The sequence below is a fragment of the Gordonia sp. DT30 genome (assembly GCF_049844915.1).
Lineage (GTDB): Bacteria > Actinomycetota > Actinomycetes > Mycobacteriales > Mycobacteriaceae > Gordonia.
This window is the reverse complement of sequence record NZ_JBNCLY010000011.1, coordinates 1-12,345: the sequence shown is the minus strand read 5'-3', so window position 1 is coordinate 12,345 and position 12,345 is coordinate 1. Positions and strand designations below refer to the sequence as shown.

The following is a 12,345-nucleotide window of genomic DNA, read 5'->3' as shown; positions in this document are numbered from 1 at the left end:
GCGTAAGCCCCTATGTCGAGGCCGCCCCTGCTATCGTCAAACGAGAACACGTTCTAATTCTGAGCAGAGGGGAAACTCGATGACTGTCGAGCAGGACAATGCCGCCGGAGCCGATCTCGCGGACCGGATCACCGCGGTCGTCGATGCCTACATCGACTTGCTGACCAACGGGACCGCCGAGCAGATCGCCGATCTCTACGCCTCCGACGCCACGGTCGAGGACCCGATCGGCACCGACGTCCGCAACACCCGCGAGCAGCTCGTCGAGTTCTACTCCGTCATCACCAACATGGACGAGCGCACCGCCACGCTGAAGTGGAAGAAGGTGGCCGGCGACACCGCGGTCTTCGAGTTCACCCTCGTCACCGGCACCTCCGGGATGCGCTTCGAGATCACCCCGGTCGACATCATGGTCTTCGACGAGGCGGGCAAGGTCTCCTCGATGCGAGCGGTCTGGCAGGCGAGCGACCTCGTACAGCTCTGACGACGCCGCTAACGTCCGGTCGGCCGCAGCACGATCTCGGTCGGATGGGCGTCGGCCGGCGTGCCGACGGCATGGACGACGGCCGCCGCGACGGTGTCCGGTCGCAGGAACGCGTCCGGGTCGTAGTCCTTGCCCTCGATCGCGATCAGATCCCGTTGCATGTCGGTGTCGATGCGGCCCGGGAACACCGAGGTCACCCGCAGGTCCGGTTCTTCGGCGCGTAGGGCGTCGGCCAACGCTCGTAGCCCGAATTTGCTTGCGGCATAAGGAGCCCACCGCGGATTCGCGCGCTTTCCTGCACCCGAATTGATGAAGACGACGTGACCGCCGGCCGAGCGTAGCGCAGGCAACAGCACTCGCGTGAGCTCGGCGGCGGAGATCAGGTTCACCTCGAGCATCTGTCGCCACTCCTCGACGGACGTCTGCGCGACCGGTGACAGGGTGCTCCCGGCACCTGCGCTGTGGACGAGCACGTCGAGCGACGAGATCGATGCCGCCGCGGCCGCGACCGCCTCGTGATCGGTCAGATCGACGGCAAAGGTGGCCGCACGCAGTTCGCCGGCCAGGGCGTCGAGTCCGGCCGACGGGCGCCCCCCGATCAGGAGATCGTGGGTGGGGGCGAGTCGGCGGGCGATGGCTGCGCCGAGGCCGCGGCTCGCCCCGGTGATCAGTGCGGTGGGCATGACCCAAGCGTAGAGACCGCCCGGCCCGGCGCCGTCGTGCCGTGCCCGCCGGCACTCGTCGGGCAACCCATGCCGCCGCGGGGCAGAATCGCCGCATGGCGCGCAATGGATTCACGCCGACGCAGCTCGCGGCCCGTGCCGCCTACCTGCTGCGCGGCAACGACCTCGGCACGATGACCAGTGCCGCACCCAGGCTCTATCCGCACATGTGGAGCTGGGATGCGGCATTCGTCACCGTGGGGCTGGCGCCGTTGTCGGTGGAGCGGGCCGTCATCGAGATGGACACGTTGCTCTCGGCGCAATGGTCCAACGGGATGATCCCGCACATCGTGTTCGCCAACGGCCGCGACGGGTACTTTCCCGGTCCGCGCCGCTGGGAATGCGCTCGACTGGCCGAGTGCGCGCCCGACTACCCCGACACCTCCGGCATCACGCAGCCGCCGGTGCATGCGATCGCCGTGCAGCGCATCCTCGACCATTCCCGCCGCCACGGGCGCACCACCCGGTCGATGGCCAACGAGTTCATCGACCGCCGCTGGGGAGCGTTGGTGCGCTGGCATCGGTGGCTGGCGCACGCCCGCGACCCGGACGGGCACGGCCGCATCACCATCTACCACGGGTGGGAGTCGGGCATGGACAACTCGCCGCGCTGGGACAAGCCATACGCCGGCGTCATCCCGGGCGATGATCTGCCGCCCTATCAGCGCGCCGATCTCCACCATGTCTCCGATCTGTCGATGCGGCCCAGCGACCTCGAGTACGACCGCTACATCTGGCTGGTCGAGGAGATGAAACGCGCCGGCTACGACGACGCGCTGCTCCCGAAGGTGATGAGCTTCGAGGTCGAGGACGTCTTCGTCAGCGCCATCTTCGCGCTCGCCTGCGACGTGCTCGCGACGATCGGTGAGGATTACTCCAAACCGCGCTCCGACGTCCGCGATCTGCGCGCGTGGGCCGACCGATTCCGGACCGGCGTCGCGGCGGCATCCAACGAACGTAACGGCGCGGCAAGGGATTTCGACCTGCGGGCCAACAAGTGGATCACCACCGAGACGATCGCGCAGTTCGCCCCGCTGCTGTGCGGTGGCCTGTCCCGCGATCAGGAGCGGGCTCTGCTGCGCCTGTTCGACGGTCCGCGGTTCTGCGGTCATCCCGACCTGCGGTACGCGGTGCCGCCCTCGACGTCGCCGATCTCGCAGGACTTCCGCCCGCGCGAGTACTGGCGCGGCCCGGTCTGGCCGGTGATGACGTGGCTGTTCAGCTGGGCCTTCGCCCGCCGCGGCTGGCCCGAGCGTTCGGCGCGCCTGCGTGATGAAGGCCTGCGGCAGGCGACCGACGGCGCCTTTGCCGAGTACTACGAGCCCTTCACCGGCGAACCACTCGGCAGCATGCAGCAGAGCTGGACGGCGGCGTCGGTGCTGGATTGGCTGGACTGAGGCAATTGTGAATCGCCGATCACCATCAGCGCTCCGAGCAACCCGGCGAGTCCAGGAATTCGACCTCGGTGATAAAGGGCGTCGGTGATGCAGTGCGCCGGTGATGCAGTGCGCCGGTGATGCAGCGCGTCAGCGGGATAGGGCGACTGGGAGTGCCTCGGCCAGGGTCACCGGCGGGCGGCCGATCAGGCGATGCAGGTCGCCGGAGTCGGTGAACATCTCGCCGCGGCTCATGGCCCGGTCGGCATCGGCGAGGACCTCCGCCAGCTCGCCGGGCAGGCCTGCGGCGGTCAGGACCTGAGCGAGTTCGGACACCGGCAGGTCGGCATAGGTGACCTGCTGTCCGGCCGCGGCGGAGATCGCGCCGGAGAGCTCGGTCAGGGTAAACGATTCGTCGCCCCCGAGCTCGTACACGGCACCGATGTGACCTTCGGTGGTGAGGACCACCGCTGCGGCCTCGGCGTAGTCGGCGCGGGTCGCGCCGCTGATCCGTCCCTCGCCTGCGGCGCCGACGACGACGCCGTTGCCCAGGATCTGCGGCAGATGCGCGGTGTAATTTTCCAGGTACCAGCTGTTGCGCAACATCACGCTGGGGATTCCGCGGTCCCGGAGATACTCCTCGGTCTCACGGTGTGTGTTCCCGAGGACGCTGCCGGCCGTGTCCGCGTGCGTCGTGCTCGTGTACACCACCAGCGACACGCCCGCCGACGCCGCGGCGTCGATCACGCGCCGGTGGTTGGCGACCCGCTCGCCCACGGGAACCGAAGCCGAGATCAGTAGCAGCTCGTCCGCCCCCTCGAATGCCTCGGCCAAGCTGTCGGGATCGGCGAAGTCGGCGCGGCGCACCGTGATACCGCGGTCGGCCAGGTCCTTGATCCTGGTGATGTCCCGGCCGGTGGCGATGATGTCCCCGGCCGGGATTCCGCGGCGCAACAGGGCCTCGACGGTGAGCCTGCCCAGCTGGCCGGTGGCTCCGGTGACGACGATCGACATGATGATCCCTTCTCCAGTTCGTTCCGCAACGTGCCTCGCACGCGTGCCGCGGCCGGTCCGCGGGCGGATGAACCCACCATGAGCTGAACACTCTCTGTTGGGAAGTAGCCACTCGTTGGTAGGGTACTTACCGAAGCGAAAGGATGGAGGTGAGGCGGGTGACTGCTATCGAGAACGTGACCGAGCGCATACCGTCATTCGATCCGTACGAGCGCGGGTGCCCGTCGCGGGACCTGCTCGACCAGATCGGCAGCAAGTGGGCAGTCCTCGTGCTGGGCGAACTCGGCCGAAACGGGATCTCCCGGTTCGGCCGGCTCCGGCAGGCGCTGGCGGGCGTGAGCGAGAAGATGCTCACCCAGACGCTGCGAACCCTCGAACGCGATGGACTGGTCAGTCGGACCGTCTACCCCGAGGTGCCGCCACATGTGGAGTACGAGCTGACCGCGCTCGGCCAGACGTTGCGAGAACCGCTGAGGGCGCTCACGGAGTGGTCCGTGCTGCACATCGAAGAGGTCATCACCGCGCGCGAAAGGTACGACGGGCGCACCCGGTGACAGCGGGCGCAGCGACACGAAGCGCGCCACCCGGCTGCATGCAACCGGGTGGCGCGTCCCCCGACATCCGTGTGGTCCCAGTGGTTCTCAGAACTCTGTGTTCATCTGGGCTCAGTACTCTTCGGCACCCACCAGCACGGCTTCTTCTTCGACGTCGTGTTCCTCCGCGGAGCGGATCTTGACGAAGCTCACCGCGATGACCGCGACGACGCAGTAGCCGGCGGCGAACCACCAGGGGGCGGCGGTCGACGAGAACCACTCGGCGAGGTGGGCGACGAGCACCGCAGCCACGGCGGCACCGGCCCAGCGCAGGAACGAGTATCCCGCACTCGAGACCGACCGAGGTGTGTGGCCGTCGCCGGAACCCATTGCGAGGCCGGTGAACAGCGTGTTGAGCACGCCCGAGGGGATACCGGAGAGGACGACGGCCAGGCCGATCAGCCACACCTGTCCCTCGAAGGTCCCGACGCCGGCCAATGCCATCACGATCGCGTAGCCGGCAATCGCAGTGATCACACCTCCGCGCTGCCCGATCCACCCGGCCAGGCGCGGCGCGATGAAGACGCCGGCCAGCGCGGTGAGCAGGCCCCATCCGAAGAAGATCAGGCCGGCCCAGATCGGCTTGAGCCCCATCGCGATCGGCGCCCAGGCGATGACGGTGAACAGTGCGCCGGTGTAGAACGCCGAACCGATCGACGTGATCAACAGAGTGCGGTCACGCAACGCCTTCAGGGGGTCGACGATCCGCACCGGCTGTCGGTCGGTGCGCGGTCCGTCGGCAGGCAGCATCACCGCACAGAGGATCGCACCGATCAGCATGAGGATGGCGGTACCGGCGAAGGGTGCACGCCAGGTCCAGGAGCCGAGCACGGCTCCCAGTAGCGGCCCGACGGCGAGACCGACGCCGAGCGCGGCCTCATACAGCATGATGGCGCCGTGCTGGCCACCCTTGGCGGAGCTGACGATGAACGCCAGCGCGGTGGCGATGAACAGCGCGTTGCCCAGGCCCCAGATCACGCGGTAGGCGATCAGCTGGTCGATGCCACTGGCGAAGGCGGAGATGCCCGCTGCGATGACGATGAGCGAAAGCCCAACTGTCAGTGTGCGTTTCGGTCCAAATCGGTAGGCCGTCCAGCCGGTGATCAGCATGGCGACGCACTGCACGCCGACGTATACGCCGAACAACAGGGTCAGCTTGTCCGGCGGCGCGTGGAGCGCCTCGGCGATGCTGTTGAGAATCGGATCGACGAGCCCGATGCCCATGAATGCGATGACCGCGGCGAAGGCGGTCACCCATACGGTCCGTGGTTGCTGGGCGAAGGTGCGCAGCAGGGACTGCTGCTGCTCGTGTGCACCGTCATGTGCGGTGGTCGTTGGTGTGCTCATTTCTACCTCGTGGATGGTTGGCGTGGTGTGGTCGGCTGCCGGCCCTCGAGCACCTCCTGCAGTGCTTTCAGGGCCGGTGCGGCGGCGGCCAGCGCGGCGCGGTCGTCGTCGGCGAGTTCGGCGATGGCATGGGCCAAAACGTCATCGCGTTGCGTGCTGACCCGTTGCAACACCGAGCGGCCGTGGTCGGTCAGCGAGACCAGCACCGCACGGCGATCGGAGGGATCGGGGTCGCGGCGGGCCAGTCCGTTGCGGATGAGTCCGTCGACGAGGCTGGTGGCGGTGGGCATGCGGATCGACTCGCGGGCGGCGAAGTCACCCATGCGCATCGCACCGTGATCCAGCAGGGTCGCCAGGCCGGACGCCTGGGCTGCCGAGTATTCGGGGATCGGTGTGTGACGCCGCAGGATCAGGTACAGGCGGGTCACCGCCGGGCGGATGGCCCGGGCGATGTCGGTGGAGTCCTCTACTGGTGCGCTCACAGTTAGCCAGTCTAATACTTAGAGCTACGAAGTAAAAGGGCCGATAGTGTGACACACGTGACTCGACGTAAGAAGAAGTTCTCCGAACTGTCGAAGCGCTCCCGCGTGGTGATACGGATCGGCGCCGCCGGCCAGCTCGTCGTGCAGGCGGCGGCGTTGTGGGATCTGTCGCGCCGCCCGGCCGATCAGGTCCGGGGCGCCAAGAAGGCGTGGGTCGTCGCGTCCTCCGTGAACTACCTCGGGCCGATCGCCTATTTCGTGTGGGGCCGCGACGTCAGGCGTTGACGCCGATCGACCCACCGCCGTCGCGCCACACCGCGACGACCGCAGGGCGCGGCTGCGACGAGCCGCCGTCGGGCCAGTGCGACATCGGGTTGTCGGCGGAGTGATCGTCGTCCTCACCGGGGTGCTGGACGCAGACCACGACACGTTCGGCGTCGACGATGGGTCCACAGGTCTCACCGCCCTTGGGCACGGTGAGGAATTGCTTGGTCTCGCCCCGCCGGGCGCCGTCGAGGGCCACCGAGAACAGGCCGTCGTTGCTGTCGAGCGCATTGCCGTCGGTGGAGATCCACAGATTGCCGTGCGGATCGAAGGCCACGTTGTCGGGGCAGGAGATCGGGCTGACCTTGGTCTTGTCGAAGCCCGCATAGTAGGTGTCGGCCTCGGCCGGATCGCCACACACCAGCAGCAGGTCCCAATGGAACTCGGTACCGGCGTGGTCGTCGTCGATCTCGATGATCTGACCGTTCTTGTTCTCGTTGCGCGGGTTGGCGGTGTCGGCGGCCGCCTTGCCCTCGGTCCCGCGCTTGGTGTTGTTGGTCAGCGCGCAGTAGACCTTGCCGGTCTGCGGGTGCGGCTCGATGTCCTCGGGACGATCCATCTTGGTGGCGCCCGCCTTGTCGGCGGCGGCCCGGGTGAACACCGAAACCTGCTCGGGTGTCATGCCGTCGACATGTGAATGCGCAGTGCCGTTTTCGTCGACGGTCAGCAGCGGGTGCCAGCGACCGGAGCCGGTGAAGCCGCCGCTCGCCGGGAGACTACCGCTGCCGTCGATCTGCTCGGGGTGATCCCCGGTGAAGCTCGCCACGTACAGCGTGCCTTCGTCGAGGATGCGCAGGTTGGCCTCGCGTGCTTGCCTCGACCGAGGCGGGGTGACCTTGCGGCTGGAGACGAACTTGTAGATGTACTCGAAGCGTTCGTCGTCGCCGCTGTAGGCGACGACGGTCCCCGCCGCTGAACCGCCTTGGACCACGTGGATGGTCGCCGACTCGTGTTTGAGCCGCCCGAGTGCACTGTGCTTGATCGGCGTCGACGTCGGGTCGGTCGGGTCGACCTCGACGACATATCCGAACCGGTTGGCCTCGTTGGGTTCTCGCGCAAGATCGAAGCGCGGATCAAAGCGTCCCCATTGGTGGTAGTCGGCGTCGTCGGCAAAGGAGTACCGCTCGAGATTGCCGGTGACCGCGGCGTCGGTGACGCGGCTCGCGTTGCCGAAGTAGTTGTTGAAGTTCTCCTCACCCGAGAGCATCGTGCCCCACGGCGTGATGCCACCGGAGCAGTTGCCGATCGTGCCGAGCACGGTGGTCCCGGCCGGGTCGGCGGTGGTTCGCACGTACGCACTGCCGGCCGCCGGCCCGGTCAGCCGGAACGGGGTGGCGGCGGTGATCCTTCGATTACGCTCGCCCACAACGGGACTCAGTGCACCCGAACGTGGCACCGCGGCGACCTCGACGACGGTGATGCCGTGCGCGGCCATCGAGATCCGCGCCTGTTGTTCGGTCGGCTCCTTGGTGCGGTATCCGCGGAACATGAATTCCTCGGTGGTGTATTCCTGATTGACCACGAGATAGTGGTGGTCGGGGACCCCGTCGATCGGGATCAGGCCGGCGAAGTCGTTGTTGAAGCCGAACTGCCCGGCCTGCGCCTCGGGCGTCTGATTGTCGAAGTCGAACGCGGGAGCCCCGGGCAGCACCGGATCACCCCAGCGGATGACGACCTGCTGCCGGTAGCCATCCGGTATCACCACCGCGTCGGTGGTATTCGGTGCCACCGGACTGAAATCCATACCGGCACGCGGTGATTCGGATGCGGCGGTGGAAGTGTCGTCACCGCACGCGGTGAGCAACGATGCGGCACCGATGCCGCCCGCTGCCACCGCCGTCGACTTGAGGAAGCCGCGACGGGACAGCCCGGCGCGCACGACATCCCGGAAGTAGACGTTGTCGCTGGTGTTCCCCGGCTCCTGCCGGCACGCGTCGCCGCACTTGTAGCGGCAGGTGATGCGTGCGCGGGCGGAGCGCCCCAGCCGATCGTTGCACGAGTGAGCCGACCGCTCGCCAGTTGTGAACAGCTGCAAAGGAATACGCACGAAATAGCCTCCCGACGGCAGAGCTGGACAAGGAATCTCCGCAGGGCTGTTTGCGAAGCTTGTCCGACCCTAGGGAGTCGGGGCGAACCGAAGGCGAGCAGATTGTGAACACCAGCCGAACAGCCGGTGCGTGTCCGACCGTGGTGTCAGAACCGGCCGCCGACACCTATCCGGCCGGAACTCGACGACCCACCGAACGAGCCGGGACTGCGGCCGCCGCTGGTGTAGCCGCCCCCGTATCCGCCAGCCCCGTATCCGCCGCCCCGCAATCCCCCGCCCCCGCGCATGCTGCCGCGTAGAAAGCTGTCGACCAGGATGCCGCCGAGAACCGCTCCGGCCATCGAGGATCCGTGTGATCGGGGCTGCTGACTCTGCTGCCAGCTGACCACGTCGCCCTGCGCGGCCATCAGTGCCTGATCGGCCAGCGAACCCGCGCGCCGGGCGGCGTCGGCAGCGGCCTGCGGGTCGGTGCCGACGGTGGCATGCGCATCCTGCAGCAGCCGCTCCGCCTCGGAGAGCCGGGTGCGCGCCACCGACTGCACCGCACCGCGGCGTGTGCCGATGAAGTCGCGGGCCGCCGACACCTTCGCCTGCGCCGACGTCAGTGCAGCAGTGAGGAGTTCGGTGCGGTGGCTGCGTTCGGCCGCCGCTCCCCGGGCGGCTTCGAGAGCCTTGTCGAGCGTGGCGTCGGCCTCGGCGAGTGTGGTGAACACCCCGAGCGGGTCGGCGTCGAATCCGGTGCGGGCCGCATCCAGTGCGGTCGTGGCAGTCGACACCGCGGACGCCAGTTCCGGGCCGCCGTCGGCCCCGAGCTGTGCCGCTTCGGCCAGTTCACCCTCGACCTCGGTGATCAGCGCGGGCACCCGGGTGTGTGCGGCGGCGATGTTGGCCTCCGCGTGGTCGATGGCGTCGAGCAAGGTGGTCGCCTGCCCGATGGCGCCCTCCGCCGCGCGGATGTCGGCGACCGCGGGGCCCTGCTCGCCGGCCGGCCGGGCGATGGCCTCGCGGCCCTGATCGGCGCTGCGCTCGGCAAAGTCGATTTCCTGCCGCGCCAGTGCCACGTTGTGCAGGATCGACGCGCAGGTCTGCTCACCATGTGTGGCGACCAGTGTGTCGAGTTGTTGCTGCGCGGCGTCGGCGTGGGTGCGCATGTCGACGAGTCGGCGGGTGATCTCGTCGAAGCGGGCCGATGCGTTGATCAGCAGGTTGCGCATCTCGTCGAAGGCGGCGGCCTGCTCATCGAGCGCATGGTCGGCATCGGTGCACGTGGTGATGATGCGCAGGAGCAGGGATCGTTGCTCGTCGGGTGTCTCGGGGATGTTGTCGTCGAGCCGCTGCCGCAGCGTGAACGAGGCGGCGAGAGCTTGTCTGGCCGCGTCCACGGCCTGTCGGAACGGTTCGGTCTGGGTCTCGCCGAACTCGTCGACCGCCAGCCGCAACTCCTCACCGCTGGTGCGGATGGCGTTGTCGGTGTCGGTGAGTACCTCCCGCGACCACGCGTCGAGCACCTCGAGCGGCTGCGCGGCCAGCTGATCGACGGTCAGTTCGTGTTCGCGCATGGTTTCCAGACCGGTCTGCAGCTGCCGGTGCTTGCGTCGGCGCGAGTAGACCCACAAGCCGGCGGCGGCGAGAACCGCCAAACCGGCCAGCGTGCCGACGACGATGAGACCGGTGTGCGAGGGGGTGAGCGCGTCACCGAGTCCGTCGGCCGCAGCGACCCCGGCCGCGGCGTAGTCGCCCTTCTTCAATGCCGGGACGATGTCGCCGGTCGCGATGTCGGACAGATCCGACTGGGAGACGCCGTCGACCGAACCCAGGGCACCGAACCAGTACGAACGGTCGGTGGTGGCGACGGCGAGCAGTACCTCGTGATTGTCGAGGCCACTGAGCTCGGCGGTGCGCTGCCCCCATTGCTCGGGAGTCAGCCCGTCGAAGTTGCCGACGTACACCACCCAGAGCTGCACGCTGTGGTCGTTGTAGAGACCGTCAAGCGACCGCTGGAGCTGATCACGCTGACCAGCAGGCAGGACACCGGCCGGGTCGGAGATCGGTTCGGGCAGCCGCGTCGGTGCCTCGGCGCCGGCGCGACCGGGCGCCCCGAGCAGAACGGAGGCGAGGAGCACCACCGCAACCAACATGAACGTGCCCACCGACCGCATCGCGCGCGGGGACGCCCCCGACCCTCCCGAACACAGCATGGTTATCAATCTAGGGCATCGTCGGACGCGGCCCCGCGCGTCCGACGATGCCAGGTGTGTTACCCGATTCGTGTCATCCGCGCCAGCGGCAGAGGGCCTTGACGGCGGTCATGTCGTAGTCGGGACCGGTGATGCCCACGGTCAGCAACGAGACGCCCTCGGCGGTGATGGCGTCGGCGTCGCGTAGCAGCGAATCCACGTCATCCTTGAATTCGATGGCGGCGGAGCGTTCGATGGTCTGCGGATCACGACCGACGGCGTCGCAATGTTCGGCGAGCACCTTCGCCTTGTGGCGGTAGGTCTCGACATCATTGAATCCGTGCCAGGCGTCGCCGTACCGGGCGACCAGCGGCAGTGTCTTCTTCTCGCCGCTGCCGCCGATCAGGACCGGGATGTGCCGGGTGGGCGCCGGGTTGACATTCTTCAGTCGGGAGTCGATGCGCGGCAGCGCCTCTCCGAGATCGCCGATGCGTGAGCCCTTGGTGCCGAACTCGTATCCGTATTCGTCGTAGTCCTTCTCGAACCAGCCCGCACCGATCCCGAGGATCAGCCGGCCACCGGAAATGTGGTCGACGGTGCGCGCCATGTCGGCGAGCAGGTCGGGGTTTCGGTAGGAGTTGCAGGTGACCAGCGCGCCGATCTCCACGCGCTCGGTCTGCTCGGCCCAGGCACCCAGCATCGTCCAACATTCGAAATGGGCGCCGTCGGGATCGCCATAGAGCGGGTAGAAGTGATCCCAATTGAAGACGACGTCGACCCCGGCGTCCTCGGCGCGGAGTACCGCGTCGCGGATCAACGAGTAGTCGGGTGCGTGCTGGGGCTGGATCTGGACACCGATGCGAAGGGGGAATGCCATGAATCCCAGTCTGCCCTCACCCACGGTGGGTCGGCCACCCGGACACGCGACGGCGGGTTCTTGCCATCGTGGCAATCACGATCGACGTGGTGACCTCGGCGTGCCAGAGTCGTGGCATGAGTACCGAGCAAGGAAGCCCGCACGGCGCGGCGGAATGGGACGCCCGCTACCGCGATGCGGACAGGTTGTGGACAAGTGACGTCAATCCGGCGCTTCCGGTGGAGGTTTCGGGCCTGACGCCGGGCGTGGCGTTGGAGGTGGGGTCGGGGGAGGGCGCCGATGCGCGTTGGCTGGCCGATGCGGGGTGGCAGGTCACCGCCGTCGACATCTCCCAGGTGGCCGTCGACCGGGCCCGCGAGATCGATCCGCGCGCGTCCATCACCTGGCTACAGACCGATCTCGTCGTCGACGATATACCCGGCCGTGACTTCGACCTGGTGACCGCACACTACTTCCCGATCAAGGCAGACGATCGTGACGTCGCACGCAAACTCGCCGACGCCGTCCGGCCCGGTGGCACCCTTCTCGTGGTTGCTCATGCGCCAGAAGGCATGCGAGAACACGGCTTTGACCCCGACGACTACGTTCTGCCCGACGACGTCGCCGCAATGCTCGACGACGAGTGGACGGTCGTCACCCAGGAGACCCGCGCGCGTGGCCGTCCGGCCGGCGGCGGGCATCACATCAACGATGTGGTTCTGCGGGCACGCCGCGGGTAGGTACTTGACCACACCGGGAATCTGCAGCAGTTAGTCGCGTTTTCCGCGACTAAAGGCTGCAAATTTTTGCGCGCGTCAGAGTCCGCGGGTGGCGAGCAGGTGGCGTAGGCGCGATTCGCTCGACGAGCGTGTGACGGCATCCTTCAGTACGTCGGCGGGATCCCAGGTGATGATCTCGACGAC

The 12,345-nt window shown here is 67.8% G+C and carries 12 protein-coding genes; 5 read left to right on the top strand and 7 right to left on the bottom strand.

Translation table 11 applies throughout. The annotated features are described in order from the left end of the window. Nucleotides 1-79 precede the first annotated feature (79 nt). Complete coding sequence (locus ACLQ3C_RS12120; protein WP_425705318.1) at nt 80-484, top strand: nuclear transport factor 2 family protein; 405 nt, start codon at nt 80-82, stop codon at nt 482-484. Between the two features lie 8 nt (nt 485-492). Here the strand turns inward: ACLQ3C_RS12120 and ACLQ3C_RS12115 are convergent, their stop codons facing one another. Beyond that, on the bottom strand, nt 493-1,167 hold the full coding sequence (locus ACLQ3C_RS12115; protein WP_425705317.1) for an SDR family oxidoreductase: 675 nt from the start codon (nt 1,165-1,167) through the stop codon (nt 493-495). A gap of 95 nt (nt 1,168-1,262) precedes the next feature. On the opposite strand from ACLQ3C_RS12115, the gene ggh reads away from it, so the two are divergent. Then, entirely contained in the window at nt 1,263-2,603 is a 1,341-nt protein-coding gene (ggh, locus tag ACLQ3C_RS12110; protein WP_425705316.1) for a glucosylglycerate hydrolase, read from the top strand. Between the two features lie 129 nt (nt 2,604-2,732). Here ggh and ACLQ3C_RS12105 read toward each other — a convergent pair whose 3' ends face one another. Next, complete coding sequence (locus ACLQ3C_RS12105; protein WP_425705315.1) at nt 2,733-3,596, bottom strand: SDR family oxidoreductase; 864 nt, start codon at nt 3,594-3,596, stop codon at nt 2,733-2,735. A 158-nt stretch (nt 3,597-3,754) separates the two neighbouring features. Between ACLQ3C_RS12105 and ACLQ3C_RS12100 the strand changes: the two genes are divergently transcribed. Further along, a complete protein-coding gene (locus tag ACLQ3C_RS12100; RefSeq protein ID WP_425705314.1) occupies nt 3,755-4,150 on the top strand; it encodes a winged helix-turn-helix transcriptional regulator in 396 nt (131 codons plus the stop codon). Nucleotides 4,151-4,261: 111 nt separating this feature from the next. Here the strand turns inward: ACLQ3C_RS12100 and ACLQ3C_RS12095 are convergent, their stop codons facing one another. Next, nucleotides 4,262-5,536 (bottom strand): MFS transporter, encoded by a 1,275-nt coding sequence (locus tag ACLQ3C_RS12095; protein ID WP_425705313.1) that lies wholly within the window; start codon nt 5,534-5,536, stop codon nt 4,262-4,264. Nucleotides 5,537-5,538: 2 nt separating this feature from the next. Next, a complete protein-coding gene (locus ACLQ3C_RS12090) occupies nt 5,539-6,018 on the bottom strand; it encodes a MarR family winged helix-turn-helix transcriptional regulator (RefSeq protein WP_425705312.1) in 480 nt (159 codons plus the stop codon). Between the two features lie 57 nt (nt 6,019-6,075). Here ACLQ3C_RS12090 and ACLQ3C_RS12085 point away from each other — a divergent pair, with 57 nt between their 5' ends. After that, nucleotides 6,076-6,303, top strand: coding sequence for a PLDc N-terminal domain-containing protein (locus ACLQ3C_RS12085; protein ID WP_425705311.1), 228 nt, complete (start codon nt 6,076-6,078; stop codon nt 6,301-6,303). On the opposite strand, the gene ACLQ3C_RS12080 is transcribed toward ACLQ3C_RS12085, so the two are convergent. The 3 genes from ACLQ3C_RS12080 to ACLQ3C_RS12070 form a co-directional block, all read right to left on the bottom strand. Continuing rightward, on the bottom strand, nt 6,293-8,389 hold the full coding sequence (locus ACLQ3C_RS12080; RefSeq protein ID WP_425705310.1) for a PhoX family protein: 2,097 nt from the start codon (nt 8,387-8,389) through the stop codon (nt 6,293-6,295). The two genes, ACLQ3C_RS12085 and ACLQ3C_RS12080, sit on opposite strands and share 11 nt — an antisense overlap. A gap of 146 nt (nt 8,390-8,535) precedes the next feature. After that, complete coding sequence (locus tag ACLQ3C_RS12075) at nt 8,536-10,587, bottom strand: TPM domain-containing protein (RefSeq protein WP_425705309.1); 2,052 nt, start codon at nt 10,585-10,587, stop codon at nt 8,536-8,538. A 73-nt stretch (nt 10,588-10,660) separates the two neighbouring features. Then, a complete protein-coding gene (locus ACLQ3C_RS12070; protein ID WP_425705308.1) occupies nt 10,661-11,443 on the bottom strand; it encodes an LLM class F420-dependent oxidoreductase in 783 nt (260 codons plus the stop codon). A gap of 116 nt (nt 11,444-11,559) precedes the next feature. On the opposite strand from ACLQ3C_RS12070, the gene ACLQ3C_RS12065 reads away from it, so the two are divergent. Continuing rightward, on the top strand, nt 11,560-12,162 hold the full coding sequence (locus ACLQ3C_RS12065) for a class I SAM-dependent methyltransferase (RefSeq protein ID WP_425705307.1): 603 nt from the start codon (nt 11,560-11,562) through the stop codon (nt 12,160-12,162). The last annotated feature ends 183 nt before the right edge of the window (nt 12,163-12,345 follow it).

What these genes read in the sequence shown, in the direction of transcription:
- ACLQ3C_RS12120 (WP_425705318.1), top strand. Translation starts at nt 80, where the DNA reads ATGACTGTCGAGCAGGACAATGCCGCCGGAGCCGATCTCGCGGACCGG.
- ACLQ3C_RS12115 (WP_425705317.1), bottom strand. Translation starts at nt 1,167, where the DNA reads ATGCCCACCGCACTGATCACCGGGGCGAGCCGCGGCCTCGGCGCAGCC.
- ggh (WP_425705316.1), top strand. Translation starts at nt 1,263, where the DNA reads ATGGCGCGCAATGGATTCACGCCGACGCAGCTCGCGGCCCGTGCCGCC.
- ACLQ3C_RS12105 (WP_425705315.1), bottom strand. Translation starts at nt 3,596, where the DNA reads ATGTCGATCGTCGTCACCGGAGCCACCGGCCAGCTGGGCAGGCTCACC.
- ACLQ3C_RS12095 (WP_425705313.1), bottom strand. Translation starts at nt 5,536, where the DNA reads ATGAGCACACCAACGACCACCGCACATGACGGTGCACACGAGCAGCAG.
- ACLQ3C_RS12075 (WP_425705309.1), bottom strand. Translation starts at nt 10,587, where the DNA reads ATGCTGTGTTCGGGAGGGTCGGGGGCGTCCCCGCGCGCGATGCGGTCG.
- ACLQ3C_RS12070 (WP_425705308.1), bottom strand. Translation starts at nt 11,443, where the DNA reads ATGGCATTCCCCCTTCGCATCGGTGTCCAGATCCAGCCCCAGCACGCA.
- ACLQ3C_RS12065 (WP_425705307.1), top strand. Translation starts at nt 11,560, where the DNA reads ATGAGTACCGAGCAAGGAAGCCCGCACGGCGCGGCGGAATGGGACGCC.